Here is a 23468-nt window from a genome sequence, read left to right as displayed (position 1 = left end):
TAAATTAATTCCAAATTATTGCTAAATCTAAAATAAATCCTGGTAATATATCTTCCCCGGATAATTGTGTAGGCGCATCCAAAATTTCTACTGGTTTACCTTGACAATAAATTTCAACTTGCTTGGCTGGAGGATTAATTAACCAACCAAGTTTCACTTGATTATCCATATACTCTCGCATTTTGGCTTGGGTTTCTGCCAAGTCGTCGCTAGGTGACATCAACTCTAAAACAAAATCTGGTGCTATGGGGGGAAATTTTGCCTTTTCCTTTGGTGTTAGTGCATCCCATCTGTCTTGTTTTATCCAAGCAACATCAGGAGAACGATTTGCGCCATTAGGAAGCTTAAAACAGGTGGAAGAATCAAAACATACACCTAATTTTGTTTGACGATTCCAAATCACAAAATCGGATGCGATTTCTACATTATATTTTCCTGTTTCTCCGCCTGTGGGTGGCATAACAGTTAATTCTCCTTTATTATTGCGCTCAAATTTGACATCGGGGTTTTCTCGACACAGTTGATAAAACTGTTCGTCAGTCAGTTTAACAATGGCGTTGAGGTTGAATGTAATGGCTGTCATTGTTATATCCTAGATTTGGTACTGGTTAGGTTAATTTAAACAGCGAGGAAAGTGATGTTACTAGAACTCAACCAACTAATTGTACCTGCTGGTCATCAGTTGTTGATTAAAAATATATCTTGGTCAACTTATAAACATATTTTGGCAGAATTAGGCGAAAATCGCAGTTCTCGCATATCTTACAGTCAAGGGGTGTTGGAAATTATGGCTCCGTTACCAGAACATGAGGTAGCTAAAGTTATGATTGGGGATTTTGTCAAAGCTTTATTAGAAGAACTTGACATTGAATTTTGGAGTTTGGGTTCTACAACTTTTGACGAAGAAAAAATGGATGCTGGGGTAGAACCTGATGATTGCTTTTACATTCAAAATGAAGCGGCTGTTAGAGGTAAGGACAGAATTGATTTAACAATTGATCCACCGCCAGATTTAGCTGTTGAAATTGATATTACATCGCGGACTCGGTTTAATAATTATGAAGTGTTAGGAGTCCCAGAATTGTGGCGATGGAGAGGCAATAAATTAGAGATTAATATCTTGATTAATGGTAAATATGTAACAACTAATCAAAGCTTGGCTTTTCCTAATTTACCGATTGATAAAGTGATACCAGAATATTTACAACGGAGTAAAACTGAAGGTAGAAATGCAGCAATGAAAGCTTTTCGTGCTTGGTTCAGAGAACAATTATAAAGGCGATCGCCTGATTATTTCCTACTATCTGTAATCTCTACAATTTGGCCAATTATTAACAATAATTTTTTTATTTATAGTTGACAAGTATAAATTTATACCTTATTATGAAAATAATAAAGGCGATCGCACGCATCTTTGGCCGGAGGGCGATCGCCTTTATGTAAACCCCGTAATGGAGTACAAATACCATAATGGCACAATTATCAAAGTTAGGGCAGTCACCCAGCCACGAAGCCACTCAACAGCCAGTTCCCCAGCGAGAACCAATCAAGCATATTTTGAGGGGTTCTTCCAAAGCTGTGATAAGTACAATTCACCATTTGCAAGTAATTGGTTACGCCAGTGTCGGAGATTGGAGTCCACTGCTACCAACCGGTGACTCAGGTGAAGTGATGAGTATTTTAATCCGGCAAATCATGATTTAATCACCCCTAAAGGCGTTGCAATGCAACGTCTTTAAGCAACTTTGTAAATCTGCAATCATTCAGGCGATCGCTCTGAAACGGAAATTGCCATAATAGATTAGCTACTTAAGTAAAATGATATGGCGATCGCATTAGATAAAGCTGCATCTGCAAAGATGACAATTGAGGAGTTCTTTAACTATGACGATGGCACAGATGCAATATATGAGTTTGAAGATGGAAACTTGCTGCTGATGACAGCCGAGAGTGAAATTAATCGCCGAATTGCCATGTTTCTGCTTGTCTGCTTTGTGCAACTCGGTATTCCGGCTTATCGGCTATCAATGAAAACGGAAATTGTCACCACAGGTTCGCGGGTGCGTGTTCCTGACTTGATGGTGTTTTCTGAAGAATTGGCAACGGCAATGGAGGGGGCGAAACGTTCTACAATTATGCCAGAAATGCCACCACCATTATTGGTAGTTGAAGTAGTCAGTCCTAACCAAAGCAGTCGTGATTATCGCTACAAGCGTTCTGAATATGGGGCGCGGGGTATTGCTGAGTATTGGATTGTTGATCCTATTGCTCAAAAAGTCACAGTATTGGAATGGGTAGAGGGTTTTTATGAAGAGCAAGTGTATGTAGGGGATAATGCGATCGCATCACCAGTATTTCCTGATTTAAAATTGACTGCGGCTCAAGTTATGCAAAGTTAATCATGTTTGACAATTCATGCGATCGCACATTTAGTATATTATCGCGTCAAGGCTTAGATACCCGACTTTTATTCGTTGTGGCTAGGTAAAAGAGGTAAATAATGTGCGATCGCACCTCCTAAAATGGTAGTTTGGGTAGAATGTGGCTAGATAACACCTGAATTAACTGCTAAAAACTATGAACATTCAACTCAAAGCAGAATATGAGCAATTTATCCAAAACCGAATTGCTACAGGTAGATATGAAAACGCTGAAGATGTGATTGTTAAAGCTTTGAAACTACTGGAAGAATGGGAACAGGGTTATCAGAAATGGGAAGACGAAACTCAGCAAAAACTAGCTGCTGGACTTGCTTCTATCGAACATGGAGATATTTTAGATAGTCAAGTGGTAATGGCGCGACTAGAAGATAAATTACGCATAGCCCGTGAGACTCAAGGATAATGGAATACTTTATTGCCAAGGAAGCAAGCCAAGATTTAGAGGAAATTTTAGATTATTTTCTAGTTCGCAATGTCAATGCTGGCGAAAAATTTATTCGAGAATTTAATAGAAAATGCCAAAATATAGTGCAGTTCCCCAATATCGGGCGAAGTTACGCCAAATTTGACCCAAGGCTGAGAGGAATACCTCTGGATGGTTACATTATCTTTTATCAAGTTTTTGAAGATAGTGTGGTGATTGTGCGGGTAGTTAGTGGTTATCGGGATTTAGAATCTATATTTTAAGACAGTCGCTACAGGAGATTGCGATTGCACTACAGAAGATTGCGATCGTACTCTAGAAAAATTTGTCGCGCTTCGTGCGGGAAGGGTAGAGGAAAGAGAGTAAAGTGCTAAAAAGCCCTGCCCCCCACAAACACAACCCGAAAGCCCGCAAGGTCGTCCCAGTCGTCATACTCACTCCCAAAACGATTCGCCGAACGGCAAATTCTGGAATAGATACCCCACGAACCGCCACGCAGTAGACGATCATAGTTATTATTATTACTCAGCCAAGCACTGCCATCTGTTGGCGCATTATTATAATTTTCGTGCCACTCATCTTGACACCATTCCCATACATTACCACACATATCGTATAAGCCAAAAGCGTTTGGCGGAAATTTCCCTACTTCTGTTGTCTGTTCCCGATATTCACCTTTAGGTGCAGAACCGTAAGTGTAATTACCGTCGTAATTCGCCAACTCAGTCGTAATTGTCTCGCCAAAATAAAACGGCGTAGTCGTTCCCGCACGACAAGCATATTCCCATTCCGCCTCACTGGGTAAGCGATATATTTTACCAGTCTTGTTAGATAATCGAGCGCAAAACTCAACTGCGTCATCCCAAGAAACGCACTCTACAGGGCGGTTAGCGCCTTTAAAATTAGACGGATTGAGATGTAAATCAATATTTACCTTATCAAGAGCCGCAACGGCTTGCCATTGTCCTTGAGTGACGGGAAATTTACCCATAAAAAAGGGTGGAACAGTGACATTATGCTGTGGACTTTCAGAGTCATAACGTCCTTCCTCACTCTCTGGCGAACCCATGAGGAATGTACCACCAGGAATGGACACCATCTCTAGAATTACGCCATTACCCAAGTCTTCAGCAAAAAATTCAGCGCGTCCCTGGCTGCGGTTGATGATTTGTCCTTTAGCGTCTACTTTCACCGTTTCAAACTCAAATTGATTAGTTTGAGTAACTTTTTGTAAAGTAAAACTTTGTAAAGTAAAACCCCTCTCCAAACCTCTCCCCGCTTCGGGGAGAGGCTTTGAATCTTGCTCCCCTTCCTCCCAAAATGGGGGTAGGGAGAAATCCCAATCAGATAATTCTTCCACAACCACAGGCGGTTTTGCTTGTCCAATTATCTTTTGTTCTATCGATGCAACATCTTCATCCCGCAAACCCAAATGTTGCTGATAATCTCTTAAATCATTGAGCGTTCTTTCACTTAGGGTTGGTTCACTTTCAACTGTTTCAACCAGCGTTGCTTCATATTCTTCTAACTTACGCTGATATTCCAGATATGGTTTTTTAACTTCCGCTTCAATTGCATCAGCCACATCAGCATCAAGCTGTAACTGGAGACGTAGTGAGTTTAACAGCCGACGAGCAGGAATAGAAAACTTACCGCGATAAATGCGTTGTTCTACTTCCTTACGATACTTCAGCTTAGGATCATCCTTGGGCGACTTCGCCAGAAAAATCCGATAACCATTTTTAAAAGGATAAAACTCCGGTGTCATCGCGGGTGATGCTTCTTGGACTTTGGTTTTGGCGTAGTCATGCAACTCATCCACCGCAATTAAACCATCGCCATCTTTATCGGCTGCACCTTTTTCTATGCCTTCTACTAAATATTGAGTGTAAATTGACAAGTCTAATTCATCAGATGCAAAAGCATATTGTGTAGAAGTAGAAGCCGTGAGAATTGCTGTTCCTTCACCGCCTAATTGCTGTTGCAGGTCAATCGTACCAATATCTTTAGCTGTCACACCTTTGGCAAAAGCACCACTAAAGCAGCAATCTAAAATTACTACCCTGCGCTTAGATTTACTGCTGTTCATCCAGCCATGTACATCTTTCGCGGCTATAGCTGAAGCTGTCCGCAATTTTCCTGAATCTTTACGGGTGATGCGAGTGGAAAAGTAAAACTCACCATTATCCACGGTTACACCATGCCCAGAAAAATACAAAAGCACCAAATCATCTTTCTGACACTTGGCGTACAATTCCTCAATAGCCTCAGCCATTTCTTGGCGTGGAGTATTAGTCAATGTTTTAACATCATCAAAACCACCCATTTCCGGGTTCTCTAAGACTCGCCGCATCGCCTCCACATCTTCCACAGCCTTGGGTAGCGGTGCTAACGTTGGTTCTTGATATTCACTAATCCCAATTAACAGTGCTACCTTAGGCATTGTTGCTGTTTGATGTATTGTTGAGAAATTCCTGGGCTTTTTGGTAAGCAAAGTCAAATTCTTCGCGGCTGCTGGCTTCGATGTTGATTTCTCTACCGTCAGGCGCTTTCACCAAAATTTTAATTGGTTTGTTGCCAAAGCGATCGCCCAGAAACCCAAACAAAGCTTTCAAGTTTTTGGGGTTCACCTCTGCATTCAAAAACCCCAACAAAAAACCACCCAAAGCCTTAGAACCTTCTGGTACATCCGTAACCGCAACTAAATCTGCATCCTCTACCCCATCCACCTCGCGCAACTGGGGAAGCAAATTCTGTACTTGGGCTTGCAACTCTTCATCATCCAAACCCAATTCCGTCAGGGAAACAGTCACCTGCACATTAGATGTAGTTACCATAGCGATCGCTTAAATATAATTTAGAATCTATTTAAACGATTGTATCGGTTATTTGGGCAATTTGAGTAAATTTGCGGTCATTCCTCTCTGCATCTCCGGTTACTGAGCTTGTCCTGAGCATAGCCTTTCGTGCAGCATCTCCGATAGGAGAAGGGCGTAGTTTCACATCTTGCACCAAGCGACTGAAGTCGCAGCTACACAGACAAAACCCGCCTACGCGGGTTCAACAACCCTGATTTTTTTAGTCCGCGTAGGCGGACTTCGTTTTTATAGCCGCGAATTCCATTCGTCGGGGCTAGGTGCTACGCCTCCGCGTCTCTGCGTGAAATACAAAAAATTCAACTTCCACAACTCTAAACTTTTTAGTCAAATACTTGCTGCCAGCTTACCAACAAGGTAATTTACAGAAGCATAGCAAAACCACCTGATAAACCGATGGGAAAAGGGCGATTAGAAGCATTTAGCGATGGTGTAATCGCAATCATCATCACTATTATGGTGCTGGAATTAAAAGTGCCTCATGGGGCTGAAATAAGCGCACTCCGTCCACTAATTCCAATATTTCTTAGCTACCTCTTAAGTTTCGTCAACGTCGGTATCTATTGGAACAACCACCATCACTTACTACAGGCCGTTAGACAAGTTAACGGTCGGACATTATGGGCTAACTTACATTTATTGTTCTGGTTATCTTTAATACCCTTTGCTACTGCTTGGATGGGAGAAAACTTTACAAACTTGCCAGTTGCCCTTTATGGTGTAGTTCTTTTCATGGCTGCGATCGCTTATTTTATTCTCACCCGTGCCTTAATTTCTCATCACGGTAAAGATTCAACACTTGCAACCGCCGTTGGAAGAGATTGGAAAGGCAAACTATCCTTGTTGATTTATGCGGTTGCAATTCTTCTATCCTTTGTCAACTCTTGGTTCGGCTGTGCATTATATGTTCTGGTTGCCATTATCTGGCTAATTCCTGACCGCAGAATAGAAAAAGCTTTGAGACAGTGAAAATCAAATATTGTGGGCGTTGCATCAAAGCGGGATAAAATCTTTGCGCCTTTGCGCCTTTGCGTGAGACTTAAAATTTGTGTTTTATAACATTCATACAAGAAGTCTATTAACCAACTGCATAATCTGTAAAATGCCTGAGATAAGGTGCTTGATATCCAATTACAATATCTTGCTTTGGTATACCTCTATCTACCAATTCATTAGCAATACCCACTTCAGTATTATCATTTTGAATCCAAACTTTGTCATCTTTAATATCAATATGAACTGTACACCCATAAATTCGATGACGATTATCCCATCCTAAATGAATAATTTGATAAATATTTGCTTCACTGTTAAAAATAGGAATTACTTCAATCTCTCCATTAGCTGGCTTAATTTGACTATACTCAGTAAGAACTTCCTGAATAATTTGTTGATATTTATCTACTTTGTCCATGTTATTATTTCCTCCTGAACTGGATCAAAAATAATTAACTTTAATTGGTATTCAATAATACTTAACTGTGGAAGTCTACGACTAAAAAAATCATTATAAGTTTCTAAGTTTACTGCTAAATAAAGCTCACGTTCTGGTTGTTTTTCTCGCAGGACAATACGATAATTCAAAAACTGACCAAGTGCTGTATGAAATTCAGATAAATTGGATGGAGCTAGAAAACTCTTAATTTCAACAGCAATCTTTTCTTGATCTCGCTGTGCAGCAATCAAGCGTTCCGCACCCAAGTCTATAAATACTTGATCATCTTCTAATTGTAACGATAAGGGATCGTCGGTGATTGTCCAACCATCTTTTTGTAAGGCTAATTTTACAACTTGATGAAATATATCTTTTGTTGGCATATATTATATCTTCCCAAATACAATCTCCTTGTCAAGTATCCCAGAAGGTAAAAAATAACCAAACAGTTCCCTCCGCAACGCGCTGACTTGCCTTTACATGGTGTAAATCAAAATTTGATAAACACAAATGCAGAAGCCGCAAGAGATGAAATCAAAAAACCCCAACTAATGGCTGAGTAACAACGTATAGCATTAGATTTAAATACAGCAAGTGCTGCAGTTACAAAACCGCCCAAAAAGCAAATTAAAAAAGTTTTAGACCAAACAATAATTGCCAGTAGTTGAATCTCATAAATTGGGCTAGGAGTAGGTTTATTGGTTGAGATATCCAAGAAGGTTAAATATAAAAGAATTGCAGGAATAAAAACTGCGCTAATAATAGCAATATTTCGGTATCCTGGCACATTACGACAACTAATAAATGAGATTAAAACCGAGGATAAACCTACAAAAACTACAACAGCCCAAACGATTAAAATCAATAATAAGATCATTCCCATAAAGAATCTAGCTCAATTAAGAATATATACTTATAAGTAATTCATCATCAAGCCAGATATTATACTCTATGTTCTGCGAAATGGCTGCGCCGTCAGCATTAGCCGAACGGTATGGGCAGTAAGGGTTGTGGATACATACACCCTTACACAAACCCTTGATTTTTCGCCAGTTAACCAGATTGAGTTAACAGCCATTGTTCAATTAATTCGGTCACAATATCACTCATTTGCCGTTCTTGAGAGACTGCGGCGGCTTTGAGTTGGCGGTGTAGTTGTTTAGGCAAATAAATAGTTGTACGGGTATAATCTGGGTCTGTACTTTTAGTAGGAGATGTTGGTTTATCGTCAACTGTTGGCAATTTATCTCTGAGTTGACGACTACGGGCAGCATCAATTAAATCATCAAACCGACTAGTCTTTTTCTTGTTATTCATTTTAATTATTTCAATATTTCTTTTCCGGCTTCAGCGTAACACCGCCAAGCAATTTGAGCGTAAGGATCTTTAACAGCATTTACAGGAACTCCTTCTAAAGCTGCACGTTGAAATACAGCCAGTCGCCGAATACCTGATTGAAATATAGGTAAACCTGCACTTAACAAGGTTGTTCTTGCTTCTTCGCCTGCTTTATTAGGTAATGGTGGAATCAGGGTGAGCAAAATTCGGTAGTTGGTTTTGAGTTTTTGCAATGACTCTACCATTTGTAAGGTTGCGGCTAGTGCGATCACATCTGGAGTTGTTGGTATAACTAATAAATCACAACCTTTCGCCAGGGTTTTTAATTCATCTGCATCTGGTTTGGCTGGAGTATCTATTACTATATGTTCATAAAGTTTAGCCAAACCCACTGCTTGCGCTTCATCTGCAACTTTAAACGGTAAACAACCCCGGTTAGACCAATCTAAAGCACTACGGTTTAAATCTCCATCTACTAATAGTGTGTCAGCTTTGTTTTGCAAGTATGTAGCTAAATGCAACGCTGTTGTTGATTTACCTACCCCTCCTTTAAAAGCGGCGACAGTGATGATCATTTTATTTACCTGCCAAGATTTTACGCAATTTAAACATTTAAACATCTGAATAGCAAAATGTCTAAACATCTAGATGTTTAGTAAATAAAATTTTTATACACCAAAAATAAGTATATAAATTAAAAGTACACAAATCATAAGTCTACAAATCTATATCAGTAAAACGAGGGATAAAAGTATTCATAAATACCAGTAATAAAGTATATGCTAAATTAGTACAAAAGTACCTTTGCAGTAATAAAATCTGCTGAGGTTAATAGATGGACAGGTGTACCGAAACGTTTTAGAATTTATCTCATAAGAGTAAATCTACTTACTGCACCATCAAGCCCAGCATAGTAAAGATTTTCTAGTGATTCTGCTTGTCTGTAGAGTCGTTCTATTAAGATAAGAAAGTCTTTAGTAGAGGGTAGTAGACAATGGATGTCAAGCTGATATTGGCTGGATTAACAGTAGTTTTTACTGTTGCGTGCCTATTTTTTGGCACGAAAAATGGATTTTATGATTCAGAGAACTATCATGGCAATGGCTCTGCACATTAACTAGCAGTCATAAACGAAAAAGAAACTAGGGGCTGATGAGTAGTCTTTTTACTCAGCACTCAGCACTTTTTCAAGGTAAATCATGCCTAACTTTTATGAACCAATTTAGGTTTGTCAAAGGCGTTCTCTCCAATCAAAAATCCTCAATTTCACGGTATATGGGCGCAGTCCAAAACTTAGCCCTATGTCACAAAAGCAAAATCTCCAAAACTCAAGCTTTTGCGATACGTCAAAGGTGATTAGGTTGGAGGGGGGAAAGCATGAGGGATAATCTGTCGACATCCTCTCGCTTTGATACTGAGGAAACAAATGTTGAATTAAACTGTTTTCCTTACAGTGTCCAGCATAATGATGAGGGTGTATGTTTACTGGTCAAAATGGGGCCGCATCGCATTCTACTAGATTGTGGAATGGAGGATATTGCGTCACTGCAAAAGGGGTTAACCAAGTCAGCACGGCGAGGAAGTTCACCCTTACCCGCAGATGTTGTATTGATCAGTCATGCTCACCCAGATCATGCTAGAGGTGTGTTGGCATTACATAAAGCTTTCCCACTTTTACCTATTTATGCCAGTGAAGTCACTACAAAATTATTGCCATTAAACTGGCCAGAACAAAACCTCAAAGATACTCCCCAATTGTGTCATGCGCTGCCGTTGCGATCGCCCGTAGAATTGCAAGAAGGTTTAGTCGTAGAGTTATTTCCCGCCGGACACTTACCAGGGGCTGTAGCAATTTTACTCACCTACACCACCGAACATCGCGCTTACAAAGTACTCTACACAGGTGACTTCTTCCTCTCCAATTCCCGCTTAGTAGAAGGTTTGCGCTTAGAAGAACTGCGGGGATTAGATGTGAATGTATTAATCATCGAAGGTACTTATGGGACATCACGTCATCCCCACCGCCGCAACCAAGAAAACCAACTAGCGGAAAGAATTAATCGCGCCATCGCCGACTCTCATGCTGTACTTCTCCCCACACCCGCATTAGGTTTAGGACAAGAACTATTAATGCTGCTGCGGAGTCATCATCACTTCACCGGACGGGATTTAGATATTTGGGTAGATGGTACTGTGGCGAAAGGTTGCGATGCTTATTTAGAACTCTTACCTTATCTTCCCCCCTCTGTGCAGAACTTTGCCCGTCATCAACCCTTGTTTTGGGATGAACGGGTACGTCCCAGAGTCCGGCGCTTGCAACCAGAACAGCGTGCTGTTGTGGGAAAGTCCCCCTGTATTGTGCTGACAGATTCCAATGCTGATTTAGGCGAATATTGTCAACCCAATACAGTCCCTTGGCTGATTCTGGTACCAGAGAAAATTGATGTAAAAATTAACAAACAAAACTTAACTTCTACCACTGTCGAAAGTTATTTGCTGGCGCAACATAGTGATGGCCCTGGTACGACTCAACTAATTCACAATTTGCGCCCCCAGCATGTCTTATTCGTTCATGGTTCGGCTGCTTACTTAGCTGATCTCACTAGCTTAGAAGAATTACAAAACCGCTATCACGTCCACTCACCAGCAGCTAACACCTCAGTAGAACTACCAATTGGGGAAACATTTGTTCAACCAGCCGCACCGGAGACTAACTACGAAGGTGAACTGACAGAATTAGCCACAGTCATCACCATCTCTTTACCAGAAGCGATTACCGAAGACCCGCGTTGGCGAGAGTTTGCCGATACAGGTTTAATTGAAGCGCGTTGGCAAGGGGAAGAAATTGTCTTACGTGGATTATCCCAAAGAGAATTACTAAATCAAAGTGGCGATCGCTATACTTTATCAGATATTGATTGCTGTGGTACTTGCCGACATCAAAGAGGACAGCGTTGTTGGAACCCTGTCTCACCTTTATATAACTTTAAAGTCACCCTGGAAGGTTACTGTCCAGCTTTTGAACGCCCATCAACAACCGAGTCCTGAGCAAAGAGAAATTGATCTCATTCACCCAGGACTTAGGACTGTGCTTTTGGTTAATCAGGGTTGGAGTCGGTAAAACGATTACGGATGCGTTCAGCTTCAGGACAATCTTCAGTTAAGAGAGGTTCGACATTACCCCTAGGTACGGAAGCTAATTTTTGAGTGACAGCGCCAATACTTTCGAGGCGAACCATTTCTTCCCATGAACAAACTTCGTCTTCCTCATCCGTTTCATAGCGTAGCGTCACCAAATCTCCCTCTATGTCGATGATGCGGGCGCGTTCTATCCAGCGTTGCTGGTCCCGCAAGAAAACACATACCTCCCGCCCATCGCAACACAGTTGATAAATCTTGCGGTGTAGCATGTACTGCTTCTGCCTTTTTAAACAACGTACGTTAAACCTGAAAAAATTTGGGTTTTACCCCAAGAGTCTACATCCCTAGAAAAATTGAGTTTCACGGTTAAGAATGTAGTGCCTTTCATGACCATTTAGGTAAATTTTAGGTCATAAACCAGTAGCTACTGCACCCGCTAAACACAATCTCCTTCAGGGTTGTAAGAGAGGATGTCTACTTCAGAGAAGTCACACAATCCGGGATTTGTGCTAACCAGTTTAATAGCTGCTGGTGAGTCTTTCTATCATTATGTAATAATAAATACTCCAAAACAAGCGGTGATTGCGGTTGTTTAAGTTGCCTACTTGTAGTCATGGGCATCACTGGGAAGTCTGGGGAATCTGCTGTACTTTTACCCCTGTGTATTTGATCTTAACTCATTATTTTGCTGACCTTCACGGTTTTCAACAACAACATCTTAATGAGTTTTAAATTTTTAGGTTGTTGTCTGGGAAATTCCATACTACGAAACTGGGTGTTAGGGTGTCTGGGTGGAGGGGTGTAAGGGTTTTGCTTACCTACATTATTCCTCAAACCCCTCGTCTTAATTGGATTTGTACGGGGTAAGAAATTCTATCAGTCGCTCTGAAGAACCTTCTCGCTTAATTTTACCTGCCTGAACCGCATCATATAGGTCTGCCAACACTAACAAGTCCTCAGACTGATAGCATTTAGTCGCTAGGACTTGATGGAGCAGACCCTCCGATTCAACACTAAGATATCCAGTTTGAAAAGCAGATTCTACGAGTGCGCGAATCATTGTAATTAGGGCATCATCAGCAACTTAATATATCTAGTGTGGAATATTTTGCCTTCGGATTGATTGATATCACACCGTAGATGCTTGTGACTTTAGTTACACAAAAAGTGTGATTTAAATCACACTTTTTTGTGATCACAGTAATTTCCGATAATAAAGCTATCAGTAAAAACCCCAACTGATAAAATCATTGTTTTGGACTTTGAGAATAATTTAACTATTATTACGTAGCCGAAAAAATACCAATAATCTACTTAAGAGGACTTACGCACAAGGATTATCTGTAGAAACTGGATGTCAGGGTAAGCTGTTACACATTTAAATTGCACAATTAGGGCGGGCAAGATGCCCACCCCACAAGAGTTATTGGCATTTCTGTTATGCAAACTAGATGTGGTTTAGCTTATAAGGGTTTTGGATACATACCCCTAAACCCGATTAGTGAAAAACTCACGAAAATCCTCATCTTGTTGACTTAACTGCACCCAGTCAAGGTTTAAAGATATAAATTTTTGTGACAAGCGATCGCAAGCTGGACGTTCTGTGGCGTAATGTCCTGCATCAACTAAAATTAAATTGCGATCGCGGCTTTCTTGAAACTGATGAAATTTGCAGTCAGAAGTTAAATAAACTTGTGCGCCAGTTTTTACCACCGCCGAAATGAAACTCGCGCCGGAACCGCCCAAAACAGCCACCCGTGAAATTTGCTGTTGTAAATCAGCCGTGGGGGAAAAAATTAAATCAGGGGGAGAAAGGCGCTGTTGAATAATTGCAAGTAACTCTTGGAGTGTGAGTGATTTTTCCAGTTCACCAACCCGTCCGTAACCAAAACCAGAGACAGTCGGTACTATGGGCGAGACTTGCTGAAGTTCTAAAATTTGAGCCAAGACATCAGCCGTACCGTCTGGTACTTGGTCGAAATTTGTATGGGCAGTGTATATACCAATATTGTGAATGAAGGCTAACCGTACCATTTCGGATATTGCCTCACCACGCCGAAAAGATTTGGGAGGGGTAAAAATTAATGGATGATGGGCAAAAATCAGATTAGCACGATGTGCGATCGCTTCCTCCATCACCGCCAAAGTCGGAGTTAAACACACCAACACCCGCGCCGACTCTTGCAAAACCCCAGGCTCAACTTGCCAACCACAATTATCCCAACTTTCACACCAAGCCGGATTCGCCCATTCTTCAAACCAACTAATTAAATCAACAATTTTCATAATTTTAGATTTAAAAAACAGAAAATATTTTACCTCCTGCCTCCTTCATCGCCTTTGCGGTTGAATATTCAACTGTAATGCTAACTGCTGGCGTATTTCCTGAAAAGGTTGATTCCAGACAGGCTGACTATGCCAATTCCAAACTGTAACAGGAATGCAGCCTTCACTAGCAAGATAAGTTAACAATCGATATTCATCCTCTGGTTCACGGGAAAACGGAAAAGGATTCCGAAAACCAGTAGCACACAACTGATAATATGTCGGTTGATCGTGATTAATCCGATGAATTAATTCTTGACCTTTGGCAAGCAAATAATCTAAAAAAAATAAACTAAAAGGTTCTATATGGGCGCGATTTTGTGGGTCTTTCTGTACCCATCTTGCCCACTCAAAACCATACATAAAATCGTGAACATAACAAAAGCGGATTTCTTGATGAATACCAAATAGCTTGCTAAGAGCAACCATTTTCTCAGTAAACATCTTTAAAAAACCAATAGCCTCATCTGCCACTGCTAAAGCTTGTCGCAAAATACTACTTACCATAAAATCGCAATCCCAAAAAATATTACCGGGAAAGTTTTCTAATTGAGCTTCTAAAATACATTCCAAGGTATTTTGCAAATTCGATATCAGTCTAATATCTGTAGTTTCTTCCTCAATTAAACTTTCTAATTCCGTAAAGCTAGTAATAAACTGTTTTTGGGGATTGAGTGATAAAAGATTAACCGAATTTTGCCACAGAAATTCATCAATAATTTGAAAGTTATAAGTAAAAGGTAAGTCTTGCTTCATACAGATTTAACTAGCCTCAGCAAGTGGTACATTTAATTTTATGATCTTCTGTATCAAAACACCTATAATCATTAATCAAATATAAACAAACGTTAACATTTGTATTAATACAAAAAAAGCCGCATTTTAGCGGACTATTTTAAGATGTTTTTTGAGAAAAACACATCTACTCTCTGCTGTTAAGAGTAGTTTATCAATCACATAAGATGGCTATATATGCTGCGACTCTCAACCCAGTTTAAAAATAGGAATAAACACTCATCAGCAGTACTTTAATTAGCCAGAAATGTGTACAACTAACTCGCGTGTATGACTACGATGACGGTGTTCCCAAACATAAATTCCCTGCCAAGTCCCTAATACTAAATGACCACGATTAATAGGTATATGTTCAGAAGTGTGAGTCAATGCAGAACGGATATGTGCTGGCATATCATCAGGCCCTTCTGCATTGTGAATGTATCCTCCCGATTCTGGGACAAGCTTGGCCATAAAGTTAGCTAAATCTACCAACACATCAGGATCAGCATTTTCTTGGATGACTAAACTAGCGGAAGTGTGACGTAAAAATAAAGTGCAGAGTCCAGTTTCCACACCCGACTCAGCAACTATAGATTCGATTTTGGTGGTAATATTTTGAAAAGATTTACCAGTAGTAGAAACTCTCAGTAGCTTTTGGTAGTGAACCATTTGTAAATTCATTGACTATTCATTAATAATATAGACTTTCTTAGGCAATTAGGTGCTAAGTTCAGCCACAATTTAGCTATATTATTGAATGAATGCTCATGAGCAAGAAGGATATTTTATTGGTGAGTGATTGGAGGCGATCGCTCACCTAAAATCTAGAGCGTTGAGTTTTATCGAGTAGACAGTTTAACATCAAAAGTGTGAGTAAATTTTCAATGTCTATTGTGATATATTCTCAATATTTCATTTATATAAATTTACAATATTTTTGGTGAAACTTACACAAGAATTATAGCCACATTGGTGCTTTGGGCATTATCTAGAGGCTGAATTTTCTGGAATTGACAGCAGCAGTTTTTCTACCTTAGCAAGTAAAGGAAATCATTCCAATGGCACATTTGTTTGAGGCCTTTAAGATTCGGGAAATCACATTTCGTAACCGTATTGTCGTTTCACCCATGTGTCAATACTCTAGTACAAATGGGTTTGCCAATGATTGGCACTTAGTACATTTAACCTCTCGCGCCGTTGGCGGTGCAGGTTTAGTATTCACAGAAGCCGCAGCAATCGAACCTCGTGGGCGAATTAGTCCACAAGACTTGGGTATATGGTCAGACGAACACATAGAAGGTTTAGCCAAAATTGTCGAATTAATTCATAACTTTGGTGCAGTTGCAGGAATCCAACTCGCCCATGCAGGGAGAAAAGCCAGCACAGCCAAACCCAGTCGCGGCGGTAAAGCCTTAGATGAATCGCAAGAAGGCTGGCGGCCTGTAGTTTCCAGTAGTGCGATCGCATTTAGTAAAGATAGTCCAGTTCCCGAAGCCTTGAGTATTGAGGGAATTCAACAAATTATTCAAGCCTTCGTCGCCGCCACTCAACGTTCGCTACAAGCTGGCTTCAAAGTCATTGAAATTCACGCAGCCCACGGCTACCTACTCCATCAATTTCTCTCACCCTTAGCAAATCAGCGTCAAGATGAATATGGTGGCAGCTTTGAAAATCGTACACGCTTATTATTAGAAGTAGTCACAGCTGTGCGCCAAACTTTACCAGAAACCTATCCTTTATTGGTGCGAATCTCCGCCACCGATTGGATAGATAAAGGATGGAACATAGAACAAAGCGTCACCTTAAGCGATAAACTCAAATCTTTGGGCGTAGATTTAATAGACTGTTCCTCTGGGGGAATTATCCCTGGCATCAACATTCCCGTCAAACCTGGCTATCAAACGCAATTCGCCGAACGCATCCGCCAGGAAGCAAAAATTCCTACAGGCGCAGTCGGCTTAATTACCTCTCCCGAACAAGCCGACCAAATTATTCGCACTGAAGTAGCAGACTTAGTTTTATTGGGACGCGAATTACTCCGCAATCCTTACTGGCCACATCTGGCAGCCAAAAAACTAGGACATGAGAAACTCTGGCCTGTACAATACGATCGCGCCTGGGTGTAGGTGACAGGTGAGAGGTTACAGAATTAGAAGTCTGTTGCTGTCGTTAACATTTACTGATGTCCTAAGCGACTGGACTAGTGCAACACTCAGCACTCATAACTCAGCACTCAGCACTTTAAAAAAGGGAGCTGACAATAACAACATAGATGTGTAAAGTAGTTGAGGACTATTTACTTTCCCAACTTTCAAGCATCCATCTATGGATAGAAAAACAAAACGTCTGCTGCTGCTTGTAGCTTCCTGTAGTATTGCTGGTGTCATTTTAGGTGGTACTAGCAGCTGGGCAGAGAGTAATCTTTGTTTACGTGCGAGTCAAGTTACAAGTGAATGCTTGACCCAAGACCCCGTGGAAAAAACGATTCAAGGAATGAGTACAGGTCTAATCGCCGGGGCTGGGGCAGCTTTCGGTGTAGCATGGAATATCAAGCACGAAGACTAAAATTGATAGTTGCGATCGCGTACCCAGAGACTCACAGGTACAGCTTTACCCTGTGGGTCTACTTTAACTTTCACAACTATAGAACGTGATTGTCCATCTCTAGTTTGCCGTACAGCTTGGGCAACATCCCGATTTAGCTGTTGCCGTTCTTCATCCTGCACATTATAGTTTTCCACACCATACTGCACATAACCGTCTTGATACACACCCTTGAGGGCGGCTTGATTGCTAGGTAAGGATCTAGGTGGATTAGTCGTTACCCGCACTGGTCGCCAAGCCCTAGGCACACCCTGACTAAAGAAAGGCTGTTCCTGTAAAATCACATACAAGTTGGTTCCTTCTAGTAATTCTCCATCTCTGCCGCGATTTCGCCGTAGTAATTCTTGCCAACCTGATAGCCTTCTGAGTGTAGAAATCCGCGAGATATTGTAGTCTAGTTCTAAAGAATTTCCTTGCAGTACATTTCGAGAATTCACAGGTACAGTTTGCAAAATTACCTCTCTACCTGTGATGGTAGTGTACATCGATAAAAAAGGCACTGCAAAAATAATTGCAGCTTGAATAGCCAAAGGAAGCACCAACCTTCCTACAGGTAAAGGCTTGTTGGCTTTTTGGTCTGTAGCTAACAAATAATCACGAAACGTCAGCTTCTCAGAAAATTCCGCTTCGGGCGACCATGATTTATTCTTAGTAGATTCCGACTTACTAGATTCTGACTTTTTAGTAGATTCCGAAGATTCATTTTTCATTGGCGTAGTCCTACTATTAGGGAGAAAGAATATTAGGACTTACGCAGAGAAACAAAAGTAAAAAGTCAAAAGGAAAAAGGCAAAAGGAAAAAGGAAAAAGAAAGGTGTAGGTTGGGTGGAGGAACGGAACCCAACATTTTCAAGACTTTGGTGGGTTACGCTATATAGATGCTAGGGGTTAGGGGTTCTATCTGCGTTCATCTGCGGTTAATTTTTGTTCACGCAGAAAGAAAGTTAGGAAGATTTGGCATTACCGGAAGACTTAGAGTTAGAACCTACACGGCGTTCAAACCACATTCCTGCACTAATCAACGCTGAACCACACATGACAAACACCAGTGACTTGAGTAGCAGTTCCGTGTCATACTCCAACACACGACTAATCACTTGCAGAGTTAACAACAGCATACCGCCCCAAAACGATCGCCTGTCGTTAAACTTCAAGCCTTCCCGAATTAGTCCCCAAGCCAAAACTGTGAACAACACATTAAAAGCAAAAACCCCCAAATCATCGACAGGGTTAATCGCTTGATGCCAGAAAGGTACAATAGCTGTGAAGCCTAGAAAAGTCACAATCAAAGGTAAATTGAAGACTGCTTCCCGACGAATGGGGTTGTTGCGCTGGCGGACTAAAAACAACCATTGCAGTACCGCCAAGCCACTGAGAATTCCCAAGTCAATGATTGGGCGATTCATGAATATATTCATGTTAGTCGTTGACGAAGAGAAATTGTAGCCGGAAGTTTGCCACAGCCAACGAAACGACAGGATATAAAAAGCTAGACCAAAAGCGATTAACGCTAAATCACGGGCTAAAGATTGAAATAGCCTGTAATTAATTGTCGGGAATAGCAGGTCATCATAGCTCCAGAATAATGCCGGTGGTAGTGTAAACGCAAAAGAGGCGACCCAAGGCGCAGCATCCGAAAGATTTGACAGTGGTAAGGGGTCGAGGTTCAATTGTAAAGAACTGGCAAAAATAAAAGCAGCGATCGCAAAAATCCACCGCGAACGGCAAAAATAAGCTAAGGGGACAAACAACACCCACGACAGCAAAGGCATGTGTCTGATAACCAGAGTCGCCCAATTCCAATCATTTGCTGAATAACGCAAGTCTCCAATACCAGTCCAATACCCAATTTGGATAAGGACAATTCCCAAAATTCCCAGGGAATTCAGCGACAGACTGTAAGCCATCACCAAAACGCCAAAACCCCAGGCAAAAAATAGTTCCGGCGTTGAACCGTTAATATTGAAAACATCTGCCATCAAGGCGATAGTTGCACCAAAAACCATCGCTGCTAAAATCAGCAACCCTTCACCCAAGAGGCGCTGGCTACGTTTTGGTTTTTTGCCTTCTGGGATACCAATAGCAGCTTGTCGCCAAGTGTAAAAACCTGTGATGGTAGTAGCCATAAACAAACTCATCATAATGATGAATTTGACATCCCGCGACCATCCCAGCCAGTTAGCCGCCACAAAAGTAATAATCCCCAATGTTAGTAGAATACTACCAGTCATGACCGCAGTCATCATCGAGCGATCGCGTGCCGCAGCTTCTAGATTATTAAATTGATAACGGTCTGCTAGTTGTTGGTATTGCGAAGCACTAATTAATCCTTCATCTCGCCATAATTGCGATTCTCGGCGTAACTTCCTCTGAAAATTATCCAATATCATGACCATCTCCAAAGCAACGAGGTAGTTTCACGGTCAAACTCTAGATTTTGGATGTTCTATTGACCCCAAAAAGACAGCAGAGGGCAGATAGTATCAGGATTTACGCAGATTCTGTGATGTATTAGCATTCTTACCCGAAGCACAGTCTTCTTCGGAAAGCCAGACACTTTGCGTCTACGATAAATTAAGCTAAAGAGCGATTTTTGCCTAACTCTCGACCAACAAAGATTTATGGGTCAGCATAGCCGTTATTGTATTTTCAGTATGCAGCCAAGGTATGAAATAGCGTTGTTCTTGTGTAACAGTTTTACTAGGATTAAAAATACGTATAATCATTCACATAAATAATGGAAAAGCCTTCCAACTTATTACTCAAACTCGCACGGCGTTTATTTGAAAGTTTAGAAGAACAGGAAAAATTTATCGCAGCCTTAGTTAATCCCCAAGCTTTTGCACCGTCTATTCTTTGGTGTCAGCCAAAACCAGAAACATCGCCCTTTGCAGTAGAAACACCTTTAACTTGGCAACCCCAATTTATAGACAGGTTAGCTTTAGGAGAAAAACCAGGTCAACATCCCCTACATAATCAAGGATATTTCTATTGCTTAGATTTTTCTTCTGTATTTTCAGCTTCAATTTTGTTAGCAATTACGCAGTCAATCCCTACAGTTTTTGATATGTGTGCCGCACCAGGCGGTAAAAGTGTGTTTGCGTGGAAAGCTTTGCAACCAGAATTATTGATTAGTAACGAAGTCATTGGTAAACGTTTAGGTATGTTAATTTCTAACTTAAAACGTTGCCAGATTCACCCTGCAATTGTAGTGAATCGAGATTCAAGTATTTTTGCTGAAAGTATCCCCGCATCTAGTAACTTAGTAGTTGTTGATGCTCCTTGTACGGGACAATCATTACTAGCTAAAGGTGAAAAAGCCCCCGGATGTTTTCACCCCACAGCTATTAATAAAAGTGCCAATCGCCAAAAAAGAATTATTGCGAACTCTGCTCAAATAGTCGCGCCGCAAGGATATCTTGCTTATATGACATGTACTTATTCACCAGAAGAAAATGAGCAGGTTTGTGAATGGTTTTTATCCCGCTTTCCTCAGTTTAAACCAATTAAGATTAACCATTTACAAGCGTATCAATCGCACCTAACTAATCTTCCTTGTTACCGCATATTTCCCCAAAGTAGATTGGGTGCTGGTGCATTTGCTGTGTTGTTTCAAAACACTGCTGAGGGTGAGATTCAGAATTTAAATGCCAGTGCTTTATCTGCGGTGTGGATGAATAGTCAGAATGGAGTAGAAAATAGCAATCTCTAAGCCCTTCATCAACAACCGTTGGGATACCAAATAGATTCTAGGGTGTGGGCTAGATGATTTGCGGCTGCTGGATTATATTCATCCAGCAAAACTGTAATATGTCCCAATTTTCGCCCAGGACGAGATTCTGTTTTGCCGTACCAGTGAACAGTAGCTTGGGGAATGGCGGCTAATTGTTGGCGCTGGCTTTGGTAGTCACTCTCAGAATTTTCATATCCCAGCAAATTCACCATGATAGCCATTTGACAGTGTAAATCAGGATTGCCCAAAGGTAAACCACACACGGCTCTGAGGTGTTGTTCAAATTGGGAAGTTTTGCAAGCATCAATTGAGAAATGTCCGGAATTGTGGGTGCGGGGGGCGATTTCGTTGACTAAGACTTTACCTTCTTGGGTGAGAAATAACTCTATGCCAAAAACGCCAACGACTTCTAGGCTATTTAATAAGGTATGAGCGATCGCTTGACTCTGCTCTACTTGATTAGGTGTAATATCCGCAGGTGCTATCACGCGCCGACATACTTGTTGTTCTTGTTGCGTTTCTACCACTGGATAGATAACCACGTCACCATTTACCGAACGGGCTGCAATTACCGCTAGTTCCCGTTCAAATGGCACAAATTCTTCAATTAAAAACTGTGATTGTGTCGTTGCTTGTGCTAACTTTTGCTGTAAAGTTGCTAAATCTTGGATAATAAATGTGCCTTGTCCGTCGTAACCATGACGACGAGATTTTAAGACAACTGGAAAACTTAAATCCTCTAGCTTGGATGCTAAATTATCGACATCATCCACAGCAAAAAATTGCGGTACAGGTAAACCTAAATCTCGCAAATAACAACGCTGATGATATTTATCTAATAACGGCGATAAAGCTTGTAACCTGGGACGAAAGCAAACACCTTGATTTGCTAATAAACCTAAAGCATCAAGGTCAACAAATTCATTTTCAAAGGTGATGACATCACTTTTTTGGGCTAAAATTTCTGTGGCTTTTGCATTATCAATTGCTGCAAAAACTGTATCTTGAGCAATAATTACAGCCGGATCAAATTTACTAGGAGTCTGCACAATTAATTCTACTCCTAGTTTTTGGGCTGCATCCCCCATCATCCAGGCTAATTGCCCACCACCAATTACACCAACACGCTTCATCGACATCCTAAAGATTCACGAGTATCTACACCAGTCTTGGAATTTACCCCACTGGCTTTACTGCACAGTTCTTTGATTTGCGCTCTATCCAAAACTGCATCGGTGAAGTCTGCACCTTGAATATTCACATCTGTAAACAGGGCGCGAAGTAACAATGCTTCTTTAAAAACGGCATCGCTTAAATCTGCCCCTGTTAAGTTTACCTGATCCACCATCGCATTAGTTAAATCGGCTTGGTGAAGATTGGCTTTTGTCATCACTGAAGCACTTAAGACGGCTCCGCGCAAGTCAGCACCAGTAAAGTTAGCCATTTCCATATTCGCGTTAGAAAATTCCGCCGCTTGCAATGTTTCTCCCGAAAAGTCTCTTCTCGCTAACTGTGCATTGCTAAATGACAAGGGATGAGTCCAGTCTACTGCTAAGGCGGGAGCAGGTAGAAGGCAGAGAGTAAGAATGCCTACTATTAACCACTGATTACTTTTTATGTAAATTAGACAAAATAATAAAATTCCTAAAAGTAAAGCTAATCCTGACTGGCACAACATATTTTTTTTAGGTATAGTCGATGACTTTAGCTTAACATTTTGTAATCTTAGGCGATCGCTGAAATATTTCTCTGAAACAAGATCCCCAACTTGGGGATTTGCACAACACCATTTATTAAATATCAAGTATTCTCGCTTTATAACCAAAGACTGATTTTTTAACGCTCAATATACATCACAGTAGTTACTCACTATTAAATTTACAATTCTTGATTTTATCAATGACATTTTGCGATATAAATATTGTTATTAAATAAAATTCAGATTTTTAGAGGAGTCAGAATATCAGTATGAGATGGTAGATAAATTTAGTAGTGGATCGGCAAACCACACTTTTTTGTTCAGAATACTGTATTCTTCTTCAACCTTATTCATCTAAGAATAGAATTAGTTACATTTCTTTATTATGGATTTTCTAAGTAAAGTTTATTAACTTTCGCTGTTAACTTCAATTCTCCCCTGTTAGTCTTCTTATTAAGGTGAGTGAGTCAGCGTTGCTTGAGCATATTAATTATCTGTCTTGGATGCTTGACCAGCTACACCAGAGGAGAATTAACTTTAGTTTCATAAATAGTTGCTTGGCTACTACAAGAAGGCAGGAGGAAAGGAAAGTTCAAGAGGTTCCAAAATAGTTTTTAACCGTCTCTAACGGTTGGTTTATTTCTATTGCCACTTGTTAGTTAGAAACGCATCAGT

At 40.7% G+C, this 23468-nt stretch carries 27 protein-coding genes; 10 read left to right on the top strand and 17 right to left on the bottom strand.

Translation table 11 applies throughout. The features are described 5' to 3' along the window. Window positions 1-4: 4 nt before the first annotated feature. Window positions 5-583 carry a Uma2 family endonuclease gene (locus H6G75_RS23385; RefSeq protein WP_190982348.1) on the bottom strand — a complete coding sequence of 193 codons (579 nt, stop codon included), beginning with the start codon at window positions 581-583 and terminating at the stop codon, window positions 5-7. Window positions 584-637: 54 nt separating this feature from the next. On the opposite strand from H6G75_RS23385, the gene H6G75_RS23380 reads away from it, so the two are divergent. From H6G75_RS23380 to H6G75_RS23360, 5 genes are all read left to right on the top strand, one after another. Further along, entirely contained in the window at window positions 638-1276 is a 639-nt protein-coding gene (locus tag H6G75_RS23380) for a Uma2 family endonuclease (RefSeq protein ID WP_190982347.1), read from the top strand. 194 nt (window positions 1277-1470) lie between these two features. Continuing rightward, window positions 1471-1704, top strand: a complete 234-nt coding sequence (locus H6G75_RS23375) for a hypothetical protein (protein WP_190982346.1) — start codon at window positions 1471-1473, stop codon at window positions 1702-1704. Between the two features lie 119 nt (window positions 1705-1823). Further along, window positions 1824-2399, top strand: a complete 576-nt coding sequence (locus H6G75_RS23370) for a Uma2 family endonuclease (protein WP_190982345.1) — start codon at window positions 1824-1826, stop codon at window positions 2397-2399. A gap of 178 nt (window positions 2400-2577) precedes the next feature. Next, a complete protein-coding gene (locus H6G75_RS23365; RefSeq protein ID WP_190982344.1) occupies window positions 2578-2844 on the top strand; it encodes a type II toxin-antitoxin system ParD family antitoxin in 267 nt (88 codons plus the stop codon). Then, on the top strand, window positions 2844-3128 hold the full coding sequence (locus H6G75_RS23360) for a type II toxin-antitoxin system RelE/ParE family toxin (protein ID WP_190669028.1): 285 nt from the start codon (window positions 2844-2846) through the stop codon (window positions 3126-3128). Before H6G75_RS23365 ends, H6G75_RS23360 begins: the two co-directional genes overlap by 1 nt. Window positions 3129-3235: 107 nt before the next feature. Here the strand turns inward: H6G75_RS23360 and H6G75_RS23355 are convergent, their stop codons facing one another. Then, a complete protein-coding gene (locus tag H6G75_RS23355; protein WP_190982343.1) occupies window positions 3236-5308 on the bottom strand; it encodes a caspase, EACC1-associated type in 2073 nt (690 codons plus the stop codon). Further along, window positions 5301-5702 (bottom strand): sugar ABC transporter permease, encoded by a 402-nt coding sequence (locus H6G75_RS23350; RefSeq protein WP_190982342.1) that lies wholly within the window; start codon window positions 5700-5702, stop codon window positions 5301-5303. The genes H6G75_RS23355 and H6G75_RS23350 overlap by 8 nt, the downstream gene beginning before the upstream one ends. A gap of 435 nt (window positions 5703-6137) precedes the next feature. Here H6G75_RS23350 and H6G75_RS23345 point away from each other — a divergent pair, with 435 nt between their 5' ends. Further along, window positions 6138-6710, top strand: coding sequence for a TMEM175 family protein (locus tag H6G75_RS23345; RefSeq protein ID WP_190982341.1), 573 nt, complete (start codon window positions 6138-6140; stop codon window positions 6708-6710). Between the two features lie 109 nt (window positions 6711-6819). Here the strand turns inward: H6G75_RS23345 and H6G75_RS23340 are convergent, their stop codons facing one another. The 5 genes from H6G75_RS23340 to H6G75_RS23320 all read right to left on the bottom strand — a co-directional run bounded on the left by H6G75_RS23340 (window position 6820) and on the right by H6G75_RS23320 (window position 9089). Next, window positions 6820-7155 (bottom strand): XisI protein, encoded by a 336-nt coding sequence (locus tag H6G75_RS23340; protein ID WP_190982340.1) that lies wholly within the window; start codon window positions 7153-7155, stop codon window positions 6820-6822. Then, window positions 7143-7559, bottom strand: coding sequence for a XisH family protein (locus H6G75_RS23335; protein WP_190982339.1), 417 nt, complete (start codon window positions 7557-7559; stop codon window positions 7143-7145). Before H6G75_RS23335 ends, H6G75_RS23340 begins: the two co-directional genes overlap by 13 nt. 107 nt (window positions 7560-7666) lie before the next feature. Then, window positions 7667-8059, bottom strand: a complete 393-nt coding sequence (locus H6G75_RS23330) for a hypothetical protein (RefSeq protein ID WP_190982338.1) — start codon at window positions 8057-8059, stop codon at window positions 7667-7669. Window positions 8060-8229: 170 nt separating this feature from the next. Further along, window positions 8230-8493, bottom strand: coding sequence for a CopG family transcriptional regulator (locus H6G75_RS23325; protein WP_190669035.1), 264 nt, complete (start codon window positions 8491-8493; stop codon window positions 8230-8232). Between the two features lie 5 nt (window positions 8494-8498). Beyond that, window positions 8499-9089: a ParA family protein gene (locus H6G75_RS23320; RefSeq protein WP_190982337.1), complete on the bottom strand. Its 591-nt coding sequence runs from the start codon at window positions 9087-9089 to the stop codon at window positions 8499-8501. Between the two features lie 802 nt (window positions 9090-9891). Between H6G75_RS23320 and H6G75_RS23315 the strand changes: the two genes are divergently transcribed. Next, window positions 9892-11562 (top strand): MBL fold metallo-hydrolase, encoded by a 1671-nt coding sequence (locus H6G75_RS23315; protein ID WP_190982336.1) that lies wholly within the window; start codon window positions 9892-9894, stop codon window positions 11560-11562. A gap of 50 nt (window positions 11563-11612) precedes the next feature. On the opposite strand, the gene H6G75_RS23310 is transcribed toward H6G75_RS23315, so the two are convergent. From H6G75_RS23310 to H6G75_RS23295, 5 genes are all read right to left on the bottom strand, one after another. Beyond that, complete coding sequence (locus tag H6G75_RS23310) at window positions 11613-11924, bottom strand: DUF6679 family protein (RefSeq protein ID WP_190590263.1); 312 nt, start codon at window positions 11922-11924, stop codon at window positions 11613-11615. 575 nt (window positions 11925-12499) lie between these two features. After that, the gene (locus tag H6G75_RS33130; protein WP_242051320.1) at window positions 12500-12715 is read right to left on the bottom strand and encodes a hypothetical protein; all 216 of its coding nucleotides are present in this window, start codon (window positions 12713-12715) and stop codon (window positions 12500-12502) included. 428 nt (window positions 12716-13143) lie between these two features. Then, window positions 13144-13941 carry a Nif3-like dinuclear metal center hexameric protein gene (locus H6G75_RS23305; RefSeq protein ID WP_190982335.1) on the bottom strand — a complete coding sequence of 266 codons (798 nt, stop codon included), beginning with the start codon at window positions 13939-13941 and terminating at the stop codon, window positions 13144-13146. Window positions 13942-13986: 45 nt separating this feature from the next. Continuing rightward, entirely contained in the window at window positions 13987-14736 is a 750-nt protein-coding gene (locus H6G75_RS23300) for a hypothetical protein (protein ID WP_190982334.1), read from the bottom strand. A gap of 276 nt (window positions 14737-15012) precedes the next feature. Then, window positions 15013-15426, bottom strand: a complete 414-nt coding sequence (locus tag H6G75_RS23295; RefSeq protein ID WP_190982380.1) for a secondary thiamine-phosphate synthase enzyme YjbQ — start codon at window positions 15424-15426, stop codon at window positions 15013-15015. 389 nt (window positions 15427-15815) lie between these two features. On the opposite strand from H6G75_RS23295, the gene namA reads away from it, so the two are divergent. Together namA and H6G75_RS23285 are read left to right on the top strand one after the other, a co-directional pair. Continuing rightward, on the top strand, window positions 15816-16883 hold the full coding sequence (gene namA / locus H6G75_RS23290; RefSeq protein ID WP_190982333.1) for an NADPH dehydrogenase NamA: 1068 nt from the start codon (window positions 15816-15818) through the stop codon (window positions 16881-16883). A 199-nt stretch (window positions 16884-17082) separates the two neighbouring features. Beyond that, window positions 17083-17322 carry a hypothetical protein gene (locus tag H6G75_RS23285; protein ID WP_190982332.1) on the top strand — a complete coding sequence of 80 codons (240 nt, stop codon included), beginning with the start codon at window positions 17083-17085 and terminating at the stop codon, window positions 17320-17322. On the opposite strand, the gene H6G75_RS23280 is transcribed toward H6G75_RS23285, so the two are convergent. After that, window positions 17319-18071 carry a GDYXXLXY domain-containing protein gene (locus tag H6G75_RS23280; RefSeq protein ID WP_190982331.1) on the bottom strand — a complete coding sequence of 251 codons (753 nt, stop codon included), beginning with the start codon at window positions 18069-18071 and terminating at the stop codon, window positions 17319-17321. The genes H6G75_RS23285 and H6G75_RS23280 overlap by 4 nt on opposite strands. A 234-nt stretch (window positions 18072-18305) precedes the next feature. Beyond that, entirely contained in the window at window positions 18306-19751 is a 1446-nt protein-coding gene (locus tag H6G75_RS23275) for a DUF2157 domain-containing protein (RefSeq protein WP_190982330.1), read from the bottom strand. A gap of 347 nt (window positions 19752-20098) precedes the next feature. Between H6G75_RS23275 and H6G75_RS23270 the strand changes: the two genes are divergently transcribed. Continuing rightward, complete coding sequence (locus tag H6G75_RS23270; RefSeq protein WP_190982329.1) at window positions 20099-21073, top strand: RsmB/NOP family class I SAM-dependent RNA methyltransferase; 975 nt, start codon at window positions 20099-20101, stop codon at window positions 21071-21073. An 8-nt stretch (window positions 21074-21081) separates the two neighbouring features. Here H6G75_RS23270 and H6G75_RS23265 read toward each other — a convergent pair whose 3' ends face one another. Both H6G75_RS23265 and H6G75_RS23260 read right to left on the bottom strand, forming a co-directional pair. Beyond that, window positions 21082-22227, bottom strand: a complete 1146-nt coding sequence (locus tag H6G75_RS23265) for a 5-(carboxyamino)imidazole ribonucleotide synthase (RefSeq protein WP_190982328.1) — start codon at window positions 22225-22227, stop codon at window positions 21082-21084. Continuing rightward, window positions 22224-22772, bottom strand: coding sequence for a pentapeptide repeat-containing protein (locus H6G75_RS23260; RefSeq protein WP_190982327.1), 549 nt, complete (start codon window positions 22770-22772; stop codon window positions 22224-22226). Before H6G75_RS23260 ends, H6G75_RS23265 begins: the two co-directional genes overlap by 4 nt. Window positions 22773-23468 lie beyond the last annotated feature (696 nt).

The organism is Nostoc sp. FACHB-280, assembly GCF_014697615.1.
Classification (GTDB): Bacteria; Cyanobacteriota; Cyanobacteriia; order Cyanobacteriales; family Nostocaceae; genus Nostoc_B.
The sequence above is the reverse complement of the archived record's forward strand: the minus strand, read 5'-3'. Positions and strand labels throughout refer to the sequence as shown.

Excerpts from the sequence above, each read along its gene's own strand:
- H6G75_RS23350 (WP_190982342.1), bottom strand. The coding sequence starts at position 5,702 with ATGGTAACTACATCTAATGTGCAGGTGACTGTTTCCCTGACGGAATTG.
- H6G75_RS23315 (WP_190982336.1), top strand. The coding sequence starts at position 9,892 with ATGAGGGATAATCTGTCGACATCCTCTCGCTTTGATACTGAGGAAACA.
- H6G75_RS23380 (WP_190982347.1), top strand. The coding sequence starts at position 638 with ATGTTACTAGAACTCAACCAACTAATTGTACCTGCTGGTCATCAGTTG.
- H6G75_RS23375 (WP_190982346.1), top strand. The coding sequence starts at position 1,471 with ATGGCACAATTATCAAAGTTAGGGCAGTCACCCAGCCACGAAGCCACT.
- H6G75_RS23260 (WP_190982327.1), bottom strand. The coding sequence starts at position 22,772 with ATGTTGTGCCAGTCAGGATTAGCTTTACTTTTAGGAATTTTATTATTT.
- H6G75_RS23270 (WP_190982329.1), top strand. The coding sequence starts at position 20,099 with ATGGAAAAGCCTTCCAACTTATTACTCAAACTCGCACGGCGTTTATTT.
- H6G75_RS23385 (WP_190982348.1), bottom strand. The coding sequence starts at position 583 with ATGACAGCCATTACATTCAACCTCAACGCCATTGTTAAACTGACTGAC.
- H6G75_RS23285 (WP_190982332.1), top strand. The coding sequence starts at position 17,083 with ATGGATAGAAAAACAAAACGTCTGCTGCTGCTTGTAGCTTCCTGTAGT.
- H6G75_RS23295 (WP_190982380.1), bottom strand. The coding sequence starts at position 15,426 with ATGGTTCACTACCAAAAGCTACTGAGAGTTTCTACTACTGGTAAATCT.
- H6G75_RS23355 (WP_190982343.1), bottom strand. The coding sequence starts at position 5,308 with ATGCCTAAGGTAGCACTGTTAATTGGGATTAGTGAATATCAAGAACCA.
- H6G75_RS23330 (WP_190982338.1), bottom strand. The coding sequence starts at position 8,059 with ATGGGAATGATCTTATTATTGATTTTAATCGTTTGGGCTGTTGTAGTT.
- H6G75_RS23345 (WP_190982341.1), top strand. The coding sequence starts at position 6,138 with ATGGGAAAAGGGCGATTAGAAGCATTTAGCGATGGTGTAATCGCAATC.
- H6G75_RS23275 (WP_190982330.1), bottom strand. The coding sequence starts at position 19,751 with ATGATATTGGATAATTTTCAGAGGAAGTTACGCCGAGAATCGCAATTA.
- H6G75_RS33130 (WP_242051320.1), bottom strand. The coding sequence starts at position 12,715 with ATGATTCGCGCACTCGTAGAATCTGCTTTTCAAACTGGATATCTTAGT.
- H6G75_RS23360 (WP_190669028.1), top strand. The coding sequence starts at position 2,844 with ATGGAATACTTTATTGCCAAGGAAGCAAGCCAAGATTTAGAGGAAATT.
- H6G75_RS23265 (WP_190982328.1), bottom strand. The coding sequence starts at position 22,227 with ATGAAGCGTGTTGGTGTAATTGGTGGTGGGCAATTAGCCTGGATGATG.
- H6G75_RS23370 (WP_190982345.1), top strand. The coding sequence starts at position 1,824 with ATGGCGATCGCATTAGATAAAGCTGCATCTGCAAAGATGACAATTGAG.
- H6G75_RS23320 (WP_190982337.1), bottom strand. The coding sequence starts at position 9,089 with ATGATCATCACTGTCGCCGCTTTTAAAGGAGGGGTAGGTAAATCAACA.
- H6G75_RS23310 (WP_190590263.1), bottom strand. The coding sequence starts at position 11,924 with ATGCTACACCGCAAGATTTATCAACTGTGTTGCGATGGGCGGGAGGTA.
- H6G75_RS23335 (WP_190982339.1), bottom strand. The coding sequence starts at position 7,559 with ATGCCAACAAAAGATATATTTCATCAAGTTGTAAAATTAGCCTTACAA.
- namA (WP_190982333.1), top strand. The coding sequence starts at position 15,816 with ATGGCACATTTGTTTGAGGCCTTTAAGATTCGGGAAATCACATTTCGT.
- H6G75_RS23340 (WP_190982340.1), bottom strand. The coding sequence starts at position 7,155 with ATGGACAAAGTAGATAAATATCAACAAATTATTCAGGAAGTTCTTACT.
- H6G75_RS23325 (WP_190669035.1), bottom strand. The coding sequence starts at position 8,493 with ATGAATAACAAGAAAAAGACTAGTCGGTTTGATGATTTAATTGATGCT.
- H6G75_RS23365 (WP_190982344.1), top strand. The coding sequence starts at position 2,578 with ATGAACATTCAACTCAAAGCAGAATATGAGCAATTTATCCAAAACCGA.
- H6G75_RS23305 (WP_190982335.1), bottom strand. The coding sequence starts at position 13,941 with ATGAAAATTGTTGATTTAATTAGTTGGTTTGAAGAATGGGCGAATCCG.
- H6G75_RS23280 (WP_190982331.1), bottom strand. The coding sequence starts at position 18,071 with ATGAAAAATGAATCTTCGGAATCTACTAAAAAGTCAGAATCTAGTAAG.
- H6G75_RS23300 (WP_190982334.1), bottom strand. The coding sequence starts at position 14,736 with ATGAAGCAAGACTTACCTTTTACTTATAACTTTCAAATTATTGATGAA.